Source organism: Iodobacter sp. BJB302, from assembly GCF_002735645.1.
Classification (GTDB): Bacteria; Pseudomonadota; Gammaproteobacteria; order Burkholderiales; family Chitinibacteraceae; genus Iodobacter.
Genome location: NZ_PDZG01000044.1, coordinates 1 through 16,523 on the forward strand (window position 1 = coordinate 1; position 16,523 = coordinate 16,523).

Consider the following 16,523-nt stretch of genomic DNA (forward strand, 5'->3'; position numbering starts at 1 on the left):
CGTTTTGATACCTGCTTCGCCAGTTAAATATTGCTGAACGACAGAGAGCTTGAATTGCGTTGAGTACTTGGACATAAAAACACCCCAAAAATATGGACGGGTGTCCAACTTTTGGGGTGCAGTTCAAAGGGCTCTGTTTAATAAGAGATGAAAATCAGGATTCACGCAAATCCGCAGAGAAAACAGTGACGCGATTACGTCCGTTTTGCTTGGATGCATAAAGTGCCAAATCAGCCTCTTCAATCACGCTGTGCGGATTGCCGCAGCCAGAATGGCAAGCAGATAATCCTAAGCTGGCTGAGATTTGAATATTGGTTTCCCCAACCTGTACCGGAGATGAGCATAAGACTTCCCGAATACGCTCTGCAGCAATTTCCGCCCCGGCCAAATCAGTCTGAGGCAGTAAAAGTAAAAACTCCTCGCCACCGTAGCGGCCAAACACATCGGTATCACGCAAAGTGGTCAGTACGCGTGAGGCAACTACCCTAAGCACTTCATCACCTGCAATATGCCCGTACTGATCATTCACTTGCTTAAAGCGATCAAGGTCAAACAGAATCACCGTAAAAAAAGCGGCCTGGTAGCGGGACATCCGCTCCAGCTCCTGAGTGAAGCGCATATCCAGATAACGGCGGTTGTAAATACCGGTTAAACCATCCCGATTAGAAAACTCTTCCAGTTTTCCCATCGCTTCCTGCAATAGATTTTGTGCAATCGCGTTATCGGTGACATCAAACAGATTCACAGTCACCGCATCCACTTCACCAGATTCATTGCGCACCGGCATAAACGTGGTGTTTTGTTGCATAAAATCCATACCGCCGGTAATGGGGCGATTATGTGAAAACTTGAATAAATAAGGCCTTTGCTCCCATGAAGTAAAGGCGAAATTCTTCAGCACAAAAACACTTTCAATTTTTTTACTTAGCCATTTTTGAGGTAATTCAGGGAATAATTCAAATAAATTAGCCCCAATTGCCTGCTCTGCACTGATGCCGCTATGCTGAGCCATAAAACGATTCCACAGTAAAATACGATGGTTTTTATCCAGAGAAAAAACACCAACGCCCACTTCATTCACAATAAAATCACAGAGTCTTTGTTGCATCAGATCTTTTCCATAAACGCATCAATCGCCAGCTGCAATCGCAAAATTGATTCCTCCGGCATGAGTGTGAGCAGATGGCAGGTGAAATCACGAATCTCTAAAGTGAAATGAACCTCTACCAGCAGGGCGTAATTCCAGGTTATTTGCTTAATATTGATCAGCTTATCGACTTCAACATTTTCGGCCATAATGGTAGGCGCAGAATAAACCAGCGATGCACCTAATAAATCAGCTACCCCGTTTAAACAAGCGCCTACTAAAACATTGCCTACGTCCAATAGCAGCTCGCGCTCAGAAGTGCGGTCAATCACGCCATCATAGCCCATCAGATCAGCAAGATTTCTGCACCCATGCTGGTCATAAACCACCATGGCTTCACCCGACAAAGAGCCGTTAAACGATTGACGAATTGCAGTAGCGGCGCGCTTAGAGCCAATCATATTCAAAATATTGCTGGATACAGAAGATGATTGAATAATATTAATACGGGGAACAGAAAGTTTAATAAAGGTATCTAAAATTTGTGCCAGCTGCGCACCTGCACGGCCCATTGCAATATTAGTAATTTCTTGCAATGCATCCGTTTGCTCTTCAGTCAAAAACAATTCTTCATTCATAAAGCGATTCCATATTCGCGCAAAATAATCTCAATATCAGAAGCTTTCACTGGTTTTTGAACAAAGGCCGCAGCCCCCAATTGTCGTACACGCTCGCGTGCTAGCGGCTGAATATCTGCCGAAACAACCACTACATAACTATTCAGCCCCTCTTTTTGCATGGTCTCAAGTACAGAATAACCATCTAGGAGCGGCATGGTTAAATCTAAAAACATCACATCTGCTTTGCCCGCGCGATAAGCAGCCAGTGCTTCAATTCCATTGCATGCATGTGTAATTTCAACATCCCAATTAACAGGCAATGCTCTGATCAGCATTTTTCTGGCCATAGCAGAATCATCAACAACCAAAATGGGGGTAGGCATTATTTTAGAAAATCCTTTTTTATAAACAGGCACTACACTAAAACGCAATGAATATTTTTATTTATATAAATGTCAGTTACTTTGATTTTTTTGCACACGCAAAGAGGATAAAACTCCGTCTTTTTGCTTAAAAAATATACTGAATCAATCTGTATGTCCCCAAAGCCATCAAGCCGCCCCCAATCAGCCAGCGTAAATATTTGTTTTTAAATAAATACCTAAGCTGCTCAGAAAACGCAGACATCAATAATAAATTAGGGAGTGTACCCAAACCAAAAGACAACATAATTAAAGCACCGTGCCACGGGCTGGCACTTGCCAGTGCATTTAATGATGCGGTATAGACCAGACCACAGGGAAGCCATCCCCAAAGCGCGCCAACAACCAGGGTATCCGGCCAGCGCTTAATAGGTAAAAACAGCCGCATATACGGTTGAATTTTACCCCATAAAGGGCGCCCTGCTTTTTCCAGAAACAAAATTAATGAAGACCACCCTGCCATATAGCTGCCCAATAAAATCAGCAGTAAATTGGCAAAGATATACAGGCCCCCTTTCACGCCTTGCAATGAAAGCAATGCTGACAAGGAACCCAGCAAGCCCGCAAGCATACCAATCAGGCAATAACCGAGCAAGCGCCCGAAATTGAAACCAAGGTGATAATGCCAGCGTGGGCCATTGGGAAGCTGCAAACTAAAAGCGGCGACCACGCCGCCGCACATTCCTGCACAATGCCCGCCCCCTAAGAGGCCGGCAAGAAACAATGCGAAAAGATCTGATTCAAGCATTCATTTATATCAACTTAGAATAGCGCCCCGCTGGTGCGGCATGGCGTAAATACCGGTCAAAAACCATTGCAATAGAACGAACCAGGAAACGCCCCTTGGCAGTGATTGTGATTGAATCATTATTCAATACAAGTAAACCATCCTGCTCATAAGGCGCAAGCAATTCCAACTCTTCTGCAAAATAGCTATTAAAATCAATTAAATAAGACAATTCAACAGGCTGAAAACTAAGCTCAAACTGGCACATCAGTGACTGAATCACTGAGCCACGCAAAAAATCATCGTGACTAATTAATAAACCGCGCTCAACAGGCAGGCGATCTGCATCTAAAGCCTGATAATAAGCATCTAAATCTTTTACATTCTGGGCAAAACAATTGGCCACCTTGCCAATTGCAGACACCCCAAAAGCCATCAAATCGCAATCTGCATGGGTAGAATAGCCCTGGAAATTACGGTGTAATTGACCACGCCTCTGAGCAATTGCTAAAGCATCATCCGGCAAGGAAAAATGATCCATACCGATATAAACATAACCGGCCGCCAGTAACTGATTCACACTACTTTGTAAGATATCGAGTTTACCCTCTGTAGTGGGTAAATGCCCAGCATCAATGCGTCTTTGCGGCTTAAATCGCTCAGGTAAATGAGCGTAGCTGTACAATGCCAGCCGGTCGGGGCGCAAAGTGAGTACTTTTTCGATGGTGTCACGCATAGTGGCCTGACTTTGATGCGGCAAGCCATAGATCAGATCAATGCTGACTGATTTAAAACCCTTTGCTCTTGCTGCATCAATGACGATGCGTGTTTCTTCTTCACTTTGCACACGGTTAACCGCCTGCTGAACTTCCGGATTAAAATCCTGAATACCCACACTCATCCTGTTAAAACCAATCGCGCCTAAATGCGCCACTGTTGCGGCACTGACCTTGCGCGGATCAATTTCAATCGAAAACTCGCCATCGGGCTTTAAATCAAAATGGGCACGAATCCCATCCATCAGTCTGCTTAATTGATCATCAGTCAAAAAAGTAGGCGTACCGCCGCCAAAATGCAACTGAGAAACCGTGCCGCGCTTTGTTAATAATGCCGACTGTAATTTTACCTCTTTAAGGAGATAATTGAGATATTGGTCTGCTTTGCTCTGATCCTTGGTAATGACTTTGTTACAGGCGCAGTAATAACAAATGGTATTGCAAAATGGCAGGTGAAAATACAAGGATAATGGCTTAACACGGGTGCCGGGCTGTTGTTGTAATACACTTTGCTCATAAGTATGTGCATCCATTGCAGCAAATCGATCCGCAGTGGGGTAGGATGTATACCTTGGGCCTTTCCCATTGTGTTGACTAATTAAATTTCGATCAAAATCAAGCGGCTGTAACACAGCAACATTATCTTGGAGCATCCTGTTTTATCCTTTTATCGTATCAGTGCAGCTTGCCCAGATTCATTTTTCATAACCTTGATCGATATCAAAATCTGCACGGGAAATCGTGCATACTAGGTGATATCGAGAACACGAATTGAAACGCCCCATGACAACAACATCTCACACCCCAGTACGCGACCTCAGCCTTAAGCATCTTCGCCAGAGCTGTGTCAATTGCAGCTTGCGTGAGCTTTGCCTGCCTATCGGTCTTTCTACAGAAGAAATGCGCGAGCTGGATACTCTGATCACCCAGGCCAAGCCCATTAAGCGGGGCGAAGCGCTCTACCGTGCCGGAGAACCTTTCCGCTCACTGTTCGCTATCCGGCTTGGCTTTTTCAAAGCCAGTGTTATTTCAGAAGACGGCCGCGAGCAGGTCACAGGCTTTCATATGACTGGCGAGCTGATGGGCATGGATGCCGTAAGCTCAGATCTGCACTCTTGCGATGCCATTGCACTGGAAGACAGCGAAGTTTGCGAGCTGCCCTTTACCGATATGGAAGAATTAAGCCGCCGTATCCCTATTTTGCAACATCACTTTTATAAGCTGATGAGCCGGGAAATTGTTCGCGACCATGGCGTGATGCTCTTGCTGGGCAATATGAAGGCCGAAGAACGTATTGCTGCCTTTCTGCTGAATCTGTCTCAGCGTTTTGCCATTCGTGGCTATTCGGCCAGCAGCTTTCATTTACGCATGACGCGTGAAGAAATCGGCAGCTACCTAGGGCTCAAGCTGGAAACAGTCAGCCGCTCGCTTTCTAAATTCCAGGAAAATGGTTTAATTAAAGTGCAAAACCGTCTGATTGAAATTATCAATCCCGATGCACTGAAGCAGCTTATCAACAACTGCCATCAATAAACCCTATGACTCTATTAAATGGCCCAGTTCTGTTTCTTGCCCCTGCGGCCATTTTAGAGTCACTGCAATCCCGGCTTAATCCCCTGCAGCTTTCGCAGCTTATGCTGCTCCCCTTGGGAATGCAGGGCCAGATCCCTGCTTTGCCTCCGGGGGGATTATTAATCAGCGCGGGTCATAGCTGCTTGGATGATTATCTGCTGAGTGCCCGATGGGCTCAGGCTCAACAATGGCAGCATGTCGATCTGGCCCTCACCGGCGAGCCCCAATGCGCAGCGCAGTTTGGCTGGATGCTGGCAGCAGGCGGCACGCATCAGGCACTAAGCCTTGCTGAGCCGCTGCTTGACGCGCTGGCCCCTGCTGGCCGCAACAGCTGGCTGCATGCTGGCGGCCCCGGTGCCGCCAGTTTCTTAGCCTTATTGCAACTCATCCTGATGAAACCGCTTCTGGAAAGTTGGAAAATCATTTTCCCTAATGGCAGGCCTTCACCCAAAGCAGATTTGCTGAAGCTAGCCCAACTGCAAACAGAACAATGGCAAAGCATTGCGCCGCTTTGCTCACACTATTTAAACTTCGCTCAAAACAGAGCACATCAACCTTTCCACGCACAGAACTGCCCGTTCAATCTGCCTGCGCAGGTTGAGCCCGCCAGTACGCTGGCACAGTTTATCCTGTCTTTAACGAAAGGCCATTAAAAACCCCAGCCAAGCCGCAGCAGATTTACAAACCATCAAAAAAACACCCGCGGTTTTTTTTGTGTCGCCCGTCTTTCTAATTCATGCTCTATAGCCATCAGCCATAAATGGCCAATTCATAAACACCCCCATCTAACGCCCTCCCCCTGCGGCATGGCTTGGCATTTAATGCCTTTCCACATGCAGCAAACCCATTAGTCATCCATGAATAAATAGCTTTTAAGCTAGAAAATTTAGACTTTCATGCGTTATCTGTCATTTATTTGACAATTTACTGATGTTTTCTATAGTAAGGCGTGCTTACGTCAATGTCATTGACATAAAAAATAGACTTACTAAAAAATCAGAAAAAAAACCTCTTACGCCCTTTATTCAAGTTCATTCATTCCACGTAAATGAGGGCGCTGCTTTGCTCATAATTTGTATTTAGCGCTAAACGAATGTAATGCACTCGTTAGCCACGATGTAGTAAACCTCTGTAATCCAGAGGATGTAGTGAAGGAGTTAGAACGGGCTTACACCAGTTTTAACATCCATTTATAAAACCAAAGAAGAGACAACCATGAAAAAACACATCAAATTAACTGCAGCCTTACTCGCCACACTATGTGCACTGCCTTTATCCAGCATGGCAGCCAACAGCACGCCCGCCAAACCCACCATTGTAGGGGGCATTGAAACAACGCCTAATTCCAGGCCCTACCAAGTGGCCTTACTCATGAATGGCCGCCAGGGCTGCGGTGGTACCTTAATCAGCCCCAACTGGGTTTTAACAGCAGCCCATTGCGTGGATGGTGCATCGACCAGCTCACTGACGGTACAGGTGGGCGCTCACAGCATGAGCCGTCGTGACGGGCAAAATATTCGAGTCAGCCAAATCATTACCCACGAAAACTGGAGTGGCGCACAGGGGATACGTTCAGGCTGGGATATTACAGTGCTAAAACTTGCAAGCCCTGCCAGTGCAAGTATTATACCAGCCAAACTACCTACCGTTGCCATTGAAAACCAAATTGCTGGTATTGGTAAAAGCGTGACCGTATCAGGCTGGGGCCTGACAAGAAATCAAGGCAGCCCGAGTGATGTGCTGCGTGAAGTGAATTTACCGGTATTAAGCAATCAGGTCTGTAGCAGCGAGCTGAATTTCAACCTGCCCGCATCGGTGATTTGCGGCGGGGGTGCGGGAGGTGTTTCGGCCTGCAATGGTGATAGTGGCGGGCCATTTGTTGCGGCCCAAAACGGCAATTTCTATAGCATCGGCATTGTTAGCTGGGGCAATTCATGCGTCGGTGCCACGGCATTCACCCGTACCTCCAGCTACCTGCCATGGATTGCACAAAAAACCGGCATCACTCCCGATGAGACCGGAGGTGGCGATCAAAAACCTGTTGCCTCGTTCAGCAGCAATATTGTCGGTATGAATGCCAGCTTTAAAGACACATCATCTGACGACAAAGGCATCAGCAATTGGGCATGGAGCTTTGGTGACAATTCAAGCTCAACGCAGCAATCTCCAAACCACAGCTATGCCAGCGCAGGCACTTACAATGTCAGCCTCACCGTAACCGATACGGCAGGACAAAGTAACAGCATGTCGCAATTAGTCAAAATAGGCGGTGACAGCGGCTGCGGCAATATTACGGCGTGGAGCGCAAGCATTACCTATAAAGTCATGGATATTGTCAGCTTTATGGGCAATAAGTATCAGGCAAGCTGGTGGTCAAATGCCGCACGTCCTGATGTTTACAGCAATGTATGGACGCTGCTAGGCAGCTGCAGCGCTAAGTAATATTTAAAAGCCCCCTGTTCCAACACAAAGTCATCGCTTGCTATTCGGAACAGGGGGCTTTCTCACCTTTAGTCTTTGTTACACAAATCAGCCACGCATCGCCATCGCACGCCCAGCTGCGTGAAGCGATTTAAAATCACCGCACATACTTAAAATCTGTGATCTAGCAGTCAAAGTCCCGCGCCATCACACGCTCTCCCCATCGCTTAAAGCCGCGCATTTTGGTTTATGGCTTGACGTAATTCGATACCAAACAGGCATTTAATGGTCAGTCAGAACTAAATGGCAACATCGCTGAAAATGGGGTTTCTTCAGCGCTTGCCAGTGGGATCAGCAGCCCATTTCAGCGCAGGGTCGAGCCAAATCATTGATGCGCCACGAGATTTCAAAGCCGCATGACAGGTCTATATGTATTTAATTTGCATTAAATACGTAAGACACTCGGCTCAACTTGCTCTTTAACCATACTTACCGCATAAACAAACGACCCCATCGGGGGTCGTTTGCCTGCCAGCACAATCTGACTTTACTTCCCGCCCAAAGCCTTAAACGCCTGTGCCGAAGCGGCCAAACGGGCGCGGCGGGTTTCAATCAGCCCCTGGCTGGCATTATAAAACTCGCGCTGTGCGTCCAGCACATCCAGGTAGCCTGCCAGACCCGATGCATAGCGTACCTCAGCCAGTTTCAAACGCTGCGCCTGACGCTCTGCAAGGCGTTGCTGAGCGCTCAGTTGTTTGCTCAGCCATGCCTGATCAGACAACACATCTGCCGCATCTTTAAACGCCAGCTGAATGGCTTTTTCATATTCGGCCACGGCAATCACTTTGCGTGCTTCGGCAATATCTGCACCTGCACGTAAGCGGCCACCGTCAAACAACGGCAGGCTGATTTGCGGTAAGAAGCTCCATGCGCGGTTGCCGCCAGAGAATAAATCCTCCAGCTCATTGCTTACCACGCCACCACTGCCCATTAATGTGACTTTAGGAAAGAAGGCCGCGCGGGCAGCGCCGATATTGGCATTGGCTGCTACCAGTTTTTGCTCCGCAGCGCGCACATCAGGGCGCTCCAGCAAGACGGTGGAATTAAAACCGCCTGGCAACTGCACCACATCCGCATTTAAATCAGCCACGGGCAGACTTACCGCTTCACCCACCAATACAGCGAGCGCCGTCTGGGCATTGGCGGCCTGACGGGCCAGCGCCGTATGATCGCTGATGGCACTATCCTGGGCGGCTTCAGCTTGCAAAAGATCAAGACGATTGGCCACGCCCACATCCATGCGGCGCTTCACCACGCGCAGGCTTTCTGCCCGTGCCTTGGCGGTTTGCTCAGCAAAATTGCTGCGGGCCTGTAAGGCCTGGGCGCTGTAATAGCTATTGGCCACATCGGCAATCAGCGTGCTGCGTACCGATTGCTGCGCCTCTTCACTTGCCAGATAGTTGGCCTTGGCGGCTTCACTTAAACGGCGCACACGCCCCCAGAAATCCACCTCGTAGGAGAGCAGCGCCAGATTAGCTTCGTAGCGGCGGCTGATATCCGCATCCGGATTACTGCGGCTGATATTGCCGGAGGCATTGGCATTCACCGAAGGCAGGAAATCCGCCTTCTGAATACCATACAACGCACGGGCTTCTTCGATTCTGGCCGTGGCAATTTTTAAATCGCGGTTATTCGCCAGCGCTTTTTCGATAACCACATTCAAAGCAGGGTCAGAAAAATAAGTCCCCCACTGTGGCGTTGCTATATCCGCTGGCTGGCTGCCCACCACACTGGCGACAGGCGCTGCAGGGCGGACGTAATCCGGCCCCATCGCGCAAGCGCCCAGGCCCAGCGTCATCGCCAGCAGCAGGGTCTTAGACATTAATTGTTTTTTCATCTTTATCGTACCTATTGGTTCGCGTCATTATTCGATCTAGCAGCTAGCCTTGATAGAGAGCGAAACCTTGAACCACAGAGTAAAAGGAGGACACAGAGGGCCACAGAGAAAACCATGTTCGCAGAGGATTTTTCTCTGTGCTCTCTGTGCTCTCTGCGCTCTCTGTGTTCTCTGTGGTTCAAGACTTTGCGCCCTTCGCTTTCAGCTGAAGCCGCTTAAATCAGAGCCCTTCGAAGGCCAGCAAATCTAATTAACGATGGTCATCCGCAATGTCGCCGCTGCGTACCACGGGTTTCTCAGGGAAGAAACGGCGCACCACCACAAAGAACACCGGCACTAAGAACACCGCAAATACCGTTGCCGTAATCATCCCGCCCATCACCCCGGTACCAATGGCACGGCGGCTGGCCGCACCAGCACCGGTACTCATGGCCAGCGGCAATACACCAGCGATAAAGGCAAAGGACGTCATCAGAATCGGGCGGAAGCGTAAGCGGCAGGCTTCCAGCGTGGCATCAATTGCACTCAAGCCCTGGCGCTGCAAATCACGGGCGAATTCGATAATCAGAATCGCGTTCTTTGCCGATAAACCAATAATGGCGATCAGCCCCACTTTAAAGTACACATCGTCCGGCAAGCCACGCAATGTCATGGCAGCAACCGCGCCGAAGATACCCAGCGGCACCACCCACAACACAGCAAACGGAATCGACCAGCTTTCATACAGCGCTGCAAGGCATAAGAACACGATCAGAATCGACAAGCCGAACAAGAATGGCGCTTGCGAGCCAGACAGGCGTTCTTCATACGAAGTACCCGACCATTCAAAACCCACACCCGGCGGCAATTGCTTGGCCATCGCTTCCATGGCGTCCATCGCCTCACCCGAGCTTTTACCCGGAGCCGGGCCGCCAGAAATCTTAAACGCAGGCAGGCCGTTATAGCGATCCAGCGCTGAAGCACCTGCCTGCCATTTCGCCTCGGCAATTTCAGACAGCGGCACTAAATTACCCGCGCGTGTTTTTACTTGCAGCTTGAGTAAATCATCCGGAGAAAGACGGCTTTCCGGTGTGGCTTGCATCAACACACGCAAGATACGGCCTTCGCGCACAAAGTCGTTTACATAGGCAGAGCCTAATGAAATCGCCAGTGTGTTGTTCAGCTCAGTCATATCAATGCCCAGCTGACTGGCTTTTACCTTGTTTACATCCAGTAAAAGCTGCTGCCCCGGCTCCTGACCATCCGGGCGAACCCCAGCCAGGGCTTTGTTTTGCGCAGCCATACCCAGCAGCATATTACGTGCTTCATAGAGGCGATCACGGCCTAAACCGGCACGATCCTGCAAGCGGAAGTCAAACCCGCCCACCGATGCCAATTCAGGAATCGGCGGCACATTGGTGGCAAAGGCAAACGCCTGCTTAATGCGGAACAACATCATATTGGCGCGTTGCACCACCGGGCCAACCTGATCGTTTGGCAGCGGACGATCTTTCCAGTCTTTTAAGGTGACAAACGCCAGTGCCGCATTCTGGCCGCGGCCAAAGAAGCTGAAGCCCACAATCGCAATCACACGATCAACTTCTGGCTGCTTCACAAAGTGTGCTTCAACCTGCTCAACGATTTCCAGCGTGCGCTCGTGCGTTGCACCTGCAGGCAATTGCACCACGCTAATAAAGTAACCCTGGTCTTCATCAGGCAGGAAAGACGTAGGCAAGCGCGACATCAGCCAGCCGGTAGAAGCCAGAATCAAGGCAAAAAACAGCAGGGACAAGCCAGTCTTGCGAATGCATGTGCCTACCCAGCCCTGATAGCGCAAGGTTAATGCAGCAAACTTACGGTTAAACCAGCCTAAAAAGCCCTTAGTGCCATGATGCTCGCCCTTTTTCAAAGGCTTAAGGAAGGTCGCGCACAGCGCAGGCGTTAAGGTTAAAGCCATCAGCGCCGAGAAGAACATCGTCAGCACTAAAGTCACCGAGAACTGGCGATAAATCGCGCCCACCGCACCCGAGAAAAACGCCATCGGCACAAACACGGCCGTCAGCACCAGGGTAATGGCGATAATCGGGCCGATAATCTGCCCCATGGCTTTTTGCGTGGCTTCGCGCGGAGCAAGGCCTTCTTCGCTCATGATGCGCTCGACGTTCTCAATCACCACAATGGCATCGTCAACCAGGATACCAATCGCAAGCACCATGGCAAACATCGTCAGCACATTGATCGAATAACCAAACAGCTGCAAGCCCACCAAAGCACCCAAGAGCGCAATCGGCACAACAATAGTCGGAATCAGCGTGGCGCGGATATTACCCAAGAATAAATACATCACCACAAACACAAGGCCAATCGCTTCGACCAGGGTTTTCATTACTTCATGGATAGAGATATCCACAAATTTGGATGTATCGTAAGGCACTTCATAAGTCACGCCCTTAGGGAAGAACTTAGACAGCTCCGCCAGCTTGGCTTTTACCGCTTTAGCTGTTTCCAGCGCATTGCCATCCGGGGAAAGCTTAATCCCGATCGCCGCAATACTCTTACCATTTAAACGCGCCAGTACACTGTAATCGGATGCACCCAGCTCAACCCTGGCCACGTCTTTTAAGCGTAACTGCGAGCCGTTTTTGCCATCGCGCAGCACAATATTGCCAAACTGCTCTGCCGTAACATAACGCCCCTGAGTCACAACCGTAGCCGTAAACTGCTGGCCCGGAGGTGCTGGCAACTGGCCGATTTCACCCGTAGCCAGCTGCACGTTTTGTGCGCGCACCGCCGCCAGCGCTTCAGCCGCAGACAGCTTGAAACCAGTCAGCTTGGCCGGATCCAGCCAGATACGCATGGCGTATTCAGAGCCAAACAGCATGGCTTCACCCACACCCGGCACACGGCGGATCGAATCAATCACGCTGGAATTCACATAACTGCCCAAGGCCACATTGTCGTGGCTGCCATCAGGCGACAGCAGCGTAACAAACATCAGATAGTTACTACGCGATTTAACCACCTGCACGCCTTGCTGGCGCACTTCGCTGGGTAAACGCGCTTCAACCCGCTTTACGCGGTTTTGCGCTTCTACCGAGGCGATATCCAAATCAGTACCTGGCCTGAAGGTCAGCGTAATCGCCATATTGCCGGCGCTGTCGCTGTTGGAGCTCATATACTGCATGTTCTCCAGACCATTCATTTCCTGCTCAATCAGCGCAGTAACCGTTTCCTCCATCACCTGTGCACTTGCACCAGGATAGGTTGCGTTAATCGTTAAAGCAGGCGGAGCCACTTCGGGGTATTGAGAGATCGGCAGGCTTTTAAAAGCCAGCAAACCTGCCAAAACAATAATAATGGCGATCACCCAAGCAAATACGGGGCGATCGATAAAAAATCGAGCAAACATAAACTCTCCTAATGCGCCAGTGATGCTTATGCATCATCAGCAGCATCTATTTTTTTGCAGGGGCAGCAGCAGATGTCGCAGATGCAGGTGCGGGTGCAGATTTAGCCGCAGCCGCATCCACCGGATTCACCACCGCACCCGGGCGTACTTTCTGAATACCATCCACCATCACCCGTTCGCCGCCTTTTAAGCCGCTCAGAATAATCCAGTCCGTACCCGAGAAACCGCCGGTTTTAACCGGAGCGGGCGCCACTTTATTGTCGCCACCCACGATATAAACAAACTGCCCTTGCGGCGAAGACACAATCGCTTTTTGCGGCACACGTACCGTGGCATCCATCGCGCCCTGAGCCACACGCACCGTTGCAAACATACCTGGCAGCAAGAGGTGATCAGGATTAGGGAATTCAGCGCGTAAAGTCACGGTGCCCGTGGCTGGATCAATGGTTTGCTCAGCAAACAGTAATTTGCCTGCGTGCGCGTAAGGCGTACCGTCTTCCAGCAGCAAATCAACCGGCAGCGTTGCTTGTTTCAGCTTACCCACTTTGGCCAGCTGTTTTAAACGCAACAAATCAGCACCAGACTGGTTGAAATCCACATAAACCGAATCGAGCTGCTCGATCAGCGCCAGCGGTGTGCCTGTGCCCTTATTCAGCAGCGCCCCTTCTGAAACTAAGGCCCGGCCAATGCGGCCACTGATCGGCGCCTGCACGCTGGCGTATTCCAGATCCACACTGCTGCGGCGAACTTCTGCTTCAGCTGCAGCCACTTCGGCCTCGGCTTGCTTAAGCTGGGCCTCGGCCTGGTCGAATTCCTGGCGGCTTACACCCTGCTCACCCACCAGCTGGCGATAGCGATCGGCTGTTTGCTTAGCAATCAGCACACTGGATTTAGCTTTTGCCAGCGTCGCTTTAGCGGTGGCGGCATTGGCTTCCAGCACGCGCGAATCAATCTTAAATAAGGATTGGCCCGCTTTTACTTCGCCGCCTTCGTTAAATAAGCGTTTTTCCAGGATACCGTCTACCCGAGCGCGCACTTCAGCCGTACGCACTGCGGTAATGCGGCCGCTTAAATCACGCGTCAGCGCAGAGCTGCCCGCCTGAGCGGTTACCACGGTGACTTCAGGCGGCGGCATACCACCACCCGCAGCGCCACCAGCCCCCCCCTCTTGCTTGCCGCAAGCCGCCAGCAAGCCAGCCGCGCCAATAACTAAAACCACACTTTTTCTAAGCGAAGGAAGCATTCCTAATCCTTTGTAATATGACATTATTTATTCATACCTATAAATTTCAACAGTAATGAGATTGCATTTCATTTCGATGAATACAGCAATTTGACACTTAAATCAAGCTAACACAACAAAACACTTACACCTGATATGCACGTAAGAACATATCAACGATACGGTTTACCTTTGCCGTTTCTCCTGCAGGATCAGGCGGCTCGCCACCAAACAATAATTTCAGCTGATCGTAACCTGCCAACATGTCAAATAAAAACGTGGCCGCTTCAAAAGGGTCTGCCGGGCGCAATACGCCCTCCTGCATGGCTGTTTCCAACTGCGCAGCCAGTTGCTTTGCCGTGCGCTCAATACAAAGCTCAAAATGCCGGCGGGCTAATTCTGGAAATCGCGGCGCCTCACCCGTCAGTACCCGATGCGCCTTTACCGATTCCGGCGTCATGATTTGCGCACGAAACGTTAGAGAAAAGCGTAATAAACGCTCCCGCACATCCCCTTCATTCACCGCCAGCGGCGCAAGCATCTCGCCAATAAAGTGGTCAATCGCTAATTCAAACAAGGCTTGTTTACAGCCAAAACGGTTATAAATAGTTTGCCTCGCCACGCCTGCCCGGGCGGCCACTTTTTCAATGCTGGCACGGTAACCCATTTCACAAAAAACAGACTTAGCAGCACAAATGACAGGGTCCAGCCCTGATTCATCTTCTGCAAGCTTACTCTTAACCATCACCACACCTCATTTTAGACTGGACAGTCTAATCTAAATTAGTACAAAAGTGAAGGCTTTACAACACAGCAAGCCCCATTAGCAAATAAGCACCGCTCTTTATACATAAACCTCAACAAAATCAATCAAGAACACAAAATAACCACACTAATTTTGTGTGTTTAATTGAGCAACAAAAGCAACAAATGTCTTCACTCAGCCTGAACTAAAAAAGCGAACAAGCTGACAAAGTTCTAAACTCACAAGGCAATAGTGTGAATTTATAAAAACACTATGCACTGGTTTACAAAAATAAAAACCCATACTCTGAGCGGCCCGATTTTCTTCAATGCCGATGACATTGCATTGAGCGCTACCTAAAAGCACTTCACACAAAAAAAGAGTGGGGTTTAAAAAGACGCCATTCCGGCCTGTTTCTGAAAGCCACGTCAAGCAGCTGTAAACATAGCTTTAGCCACAATTTAAAATAACCAGCCGGAGATACCCCATGTATCAGGGAACCAGGTTTTTACCCCATGTATTTCGCCTCAGCGCCTTTACCGCCCTCGTTTTACTCAGTGCCTGTGGCAAAGAAACCGCCCCTGTCACCCCCCCTCCTGCCCCGATTGGTTTTATTGAATTAAAACCCGTTGATATCGCACTTAATAAAGAAATGGTGGGCGAAACGGCAGGCTATCGCGATGTGGAAGTACGCTCCCGCGTTAACGGCATCTTATTAAAAAGAACCTATGTGGAAGGCGCGCAAGTAACGGCTGGCCAGGTTTTATTTGAAATCGACCCCGAGCCTTATAAAGCCACTCTGGATCAGGCCAAGGGCCAGCTCTCTCAAGAGGCATCAAAATTAGATAAAGCCCGTGCCGACCGGGATCGCATTACGCCGCTCTATAAAGAAAACGCCGTCAGCCGTAAAGATTACGACGATGCGCTCTCTGCTTACGCTTCTGCCCTCGCCAGCAGCCAGACTGCTCAGGCCAGCGTCAAGCAGGCTGAGCTTAATTTAGGCTACACCAAAGTGACCGCGCCGATCGCGGGCACCACCAGTAAGCTGGTGCAATCAGAAGGCAGCTTAATCTCTGCAACAGGCGATTCCGGCCGCCTCACCACCATCAGCCAGCTTGATCCGCTTTATGTAAACTTTTCTTACTCCGAACAAGATCGTCAGGAGCTGGAAGCCGCCACCCGTAACGGGCAAATCAAACTCAACGATTCAAAAAACTTTACCGCCAGAATCAAACTGGCCGATGGCAGTGTTTATTCACAAACTGGCCTGATTAATTTCTCTGATAACCGGGTTGATCCAAAAACCGGCACCATCCGCGCCCGCGCTATTTTCAAAAACCCCAAAGGTGACTTACTGCCAGGGCAATTTGTTCGCGTGACCCTTGAGCTTGGTAAGCGTAAAAACGCCCTTTTGATTCCGGAACGCGCCGTAGTTCAGTCGCAGGCCGACCATATTGTGATGACAGTTGGTGCGGACAATAAAGTTATGCCCGTTCCCGTAAAACTGGGCTCGGTCATTGATGGAAAAGTGATTATTGAATCAGGCTTAAAAGCAGGACAGAAAGTGATTGTAGATGGCCTGATGAAAGCCAGGCCCGGTGCCGTGGTTAATCCATCCCCGGCCAGCAGCCCTGCCGCCCGATAAG

At 49.7% G+C, this 16,523-nt stretch carries 13 protein-coding genes; 4 read left to right on the top strand and 9 right to left on the bottom strand.

The genetic code is table 11. The features are described 5' to 3' along the window. Positions 1–154: 154 nt before the first annotated feature. From CSQ88_RS14270 to hemN, 5 genes are all read right to left on the bottom strand, one after another. Entirely contained in the window at positions 155–1,108 is a 954-nt protein-coding gene (locus CSQ88_RS14270; RefSeq protein WP_099398762.1) for a GGDEF domain-containing protein, read from the bottom strand. Then, positions 1,108–1,725 (bottom strand): chemotaxis protein CheC, encoded by a 618-nt coding sequence (locus tag CSQ88_RS14275; protein ID WP_099398763.1) that lies wholly within the window; start codon positions 1,723–1,725, stop codon positions 1,108–1,110. The genes CSQ88_RS14270 and CSQ88_RS14275 overlap by 1 nt, the downstream gene beginning before the upstream one ends. After that, complete coding sequence (locus CSQ88_RS14280) at positions 1,722–2,123, bottom strand: response regulator (RefSeq protein WP_257212611.1); 402 nt, start codon at positions 2,121–2,123, stop codon at positions 1,722–1,724. Before CSQ88_RS14280 ends, CSQ88_RS14275 begins: the two co-directional genes overlap by 4 nt. Before the next feature lie 94 nt (positions 2,124–2,217). Beyond that, the gene (locus CSQ88_RS14285; protein WP_099398765.1) at positions 2,218–2,877 is read right to left on the bottom strand and encodes a sulfite exporter TauE/SafE family protein; all 660 of its coding nucleotides are present in this window, start codon (positions 2,875–2,877) and stop codon (positions 2,218–2,220) included. Between the two features lie 4 nt (positions 2,878–2,881). Beyond that, the gene (gene hemN, locus CSQ88_RS14290) at positions 2,882–4,285 is read right to left on the bottom strand and encodes an oxygen-independent coproporphyrinogen III oxidase (protein ID WP_099398766.1); all 1,404 of its coding nucleotides are present in this window, start codon (positions 4,283–4,285) and stop codon (positions 2,882–2,884) included. 130 nt (positions 4,286–4,415) lie between these two features. Between hemN and fnr the strand changes: the two genes are divergently transcribed. The 3 genes from fnr (at position 4,416) to CSQ88_RS14305 (ending at position 7,646) form a co-directional block, all read left to right on the top strand. Beyond that, positions 4,416–5,165 carry a fumarate/nitrate reduction transcriptional regulator Fnr gene (gene fnr / locus CSQ88_RS14295; RefSeq protein ID WP_099398767.1) on the top strand — a complete coding sequence of 250 codons (750 nt, stop codon included), beginning with the start codon at positions 4,416–4,418 and terminating at the stop codon, positions 5,163–5,165. 5 nt (positions 5,166–5,170) lie between these two features. After that, a complete protein-coding gene (locus CSQ88_RS14300; RefSeq protein ID WP_099398768.1) occupies positions 5,171–5,857 on the top strand; it encodes a hypothetical protein in 687 nt (228 codons plus the stop codon). Between the two features lie 562 nt (positions 5,858–6,419). Beyond that, entirely contained in the window at positions 6,420–7,646 is a 1,227-nt protein-coding gene (locus tag CSQ88_RS14305; RefSeq protein ID WP_099398769.1) for a trypsin-like serine protease, read from the top strand. Between the two features lie 526 nt (positions 7,647–8,172). Here CSQ88_RS14305 and CSQ88_RS14310 read toward each other — a convergent pair. The 4 genes from CSQ88_RS14310 to CSQ88_RS14325 all read right to left on the bottom strand — a co-directional run bounded on the left by CSQ88_RS14310 (position 8,173) and on the right by CSQ88_RS14325 (position 14,877). Further along, positions 8,173–9,522 carry an efflux transporter outer membrane subunit gene (locus tag CSQ88_RS14310; RefSeq protein ID WP_099398770.1) on the bottom strand — a complete coding sequence of 450 codons (1,350 nt, stop codon included), beginning with the start codon at positions 9,520–9,522 and terminating at the stop codon, positions 8,173–8,175. A gap of 250 nt (positions 9,523–9,772) precedes the next feature. Continuing rightward, complete coding sequence (locus CSQ88_RS14315) at positions 9,773–12,910, bottom strand: efflux RND transporter permease subunit (RefSeq protein ID WP_099398771.1); 3,138 nt, start codon at positions 12,908–12,910, stop codon at positions 9,773–9,775. A gap of 46 nt (positions 12,911–12,956) precedes the next feature. Then, positions 12,957–14,153, bottom strand: a complete 1,197-nt coding sequence (locus CSQ88_RS14320; protein WP_099398772.1) for an efflux RND transporter periplasmic adaptor subunit — start codon at positions 14,151–14,153, stop codon at positions 12,957–12,959. A gap of 124 nt (positions 14,154–14,277) precedes the next feature. Further along, positions 14,278–14,877, bottom strand: coding sequence for a TetR/AcrR family transcriptional regulator (locus tag CSQ88_RS14325; protein ID WP_099398773.1), 600 nt, complete (start codon positions 14,875–14,877; stop codon positions 14,278–14,280). 487 nt (positions 14,878–15,364) lie between these two features. On the opposite strand from CSQ88_RS14325, the gene CSQ88_RS14330 reads away from it, so the two are divergent. Then, the gene (locus CSQ88_RS14330) at positions 15,365–16,522 is read left to right on the top strand and encodes an efflux RND transporter periplasmic adaptor subunit (RefSeq protein ID WP_099398774.1); all 1,158 of its coding nucleotides are present in this window, start codon (positions 15,365–15,367) and stop codon (positions 16,520–16,522) included. The last annotated feature ends 1 nt before the right edge of the window (position 16,523 follow it).

Excerpts from the sequence above, each read along its gene's own strand:
- CSQ88_RS14275 (WP_099398763.1), bottom strand. The coding sequence starts at position 1,725 with ATGAATGAAGAATTGTTTTTGACTGAAGAGCAAACGGATGCATTGCAA.
- CSQ88_RS14270 (WP_099398762.1), bottom strand. The coding sequence starts at position 1,108 with ATGCAACAAAGACTCTGTGATTTTATTGTGAATGAAGTGGGCGTTGGT.
- CSQ88_RS14300 (WP_099398768.1), top strand. The coding sequence starts at position 5,171 with ATGACTCTATTAAATGGCCCAGTTCTGTTTCTTGCCCCTGCGGCCATT.
- CSQ88_RS14315 (WP_099398771.1), bottom strand. The coding sequence starts at position 12,910 with ATGTTTGCTCGATTTTTTATCGATCGCCCCGTATTTGCTTGGGTGATC.
- CSQ88_RS14285 (WP_099398765.1), bottom strand. The coding sequence starts at position 2,877 with ATGCTTGAATCAGATCTTTTCGCATTGTTTCTTGCCGGCCTCTTAGGG.
- hemN (WP_099398766.1), bottom strand. The coding sequence starts at position 4,285 with ATGCTCCAAGATAATGTTGCTGTGTTACAGCCGCTTGATTTTGATCGA.
- CSQ88_RS14310 (WP_099398770.1), bottom strand. The coding sequence starts at position 9,522 with ATGAAAAAACAATTAATGTCTAAGACCCTGCTGCTGGCGATGACGCTG.
- CSQ88_RS14320 (WP_099398772.1), bottom strand. The coding sequence starts at position 14,153 with ATGCTTCCTTCGCTTAGAAAAAGTGTGGTTTTAGTTATTGGCGCGGCT.
- CSQ88_RS14330 (WP_099398774.1), top strand. The coding sequence starts at position 15,365 with ATGTATCAGGGAACCAGGTTTTTACCCCATGTATTTCGCCTCAGCGCC.
- CSQ88_RS14325 (WP_099398773.1), bottom strand. The coding sequence starts at position 14,877 with ATGGTTAAGAGTAAGCTTGCAGAAGATGAATCAGGGCTGGACCCTGTC.
- fnr (WP_099398767.1), top strand. The coding sequence starts at position 4,416 with ATGACAACAACATCTCACACCCCAGTACGCGACCTCAGCCTTAAGCAT.
- CSQ88_RS14305 (WP_099398769.1), top strand. The coding sequence starts at position 6,420 with ATGAAAAAACACATCAAATTAACTGCAGCCTTACTCGCCACACTATGT.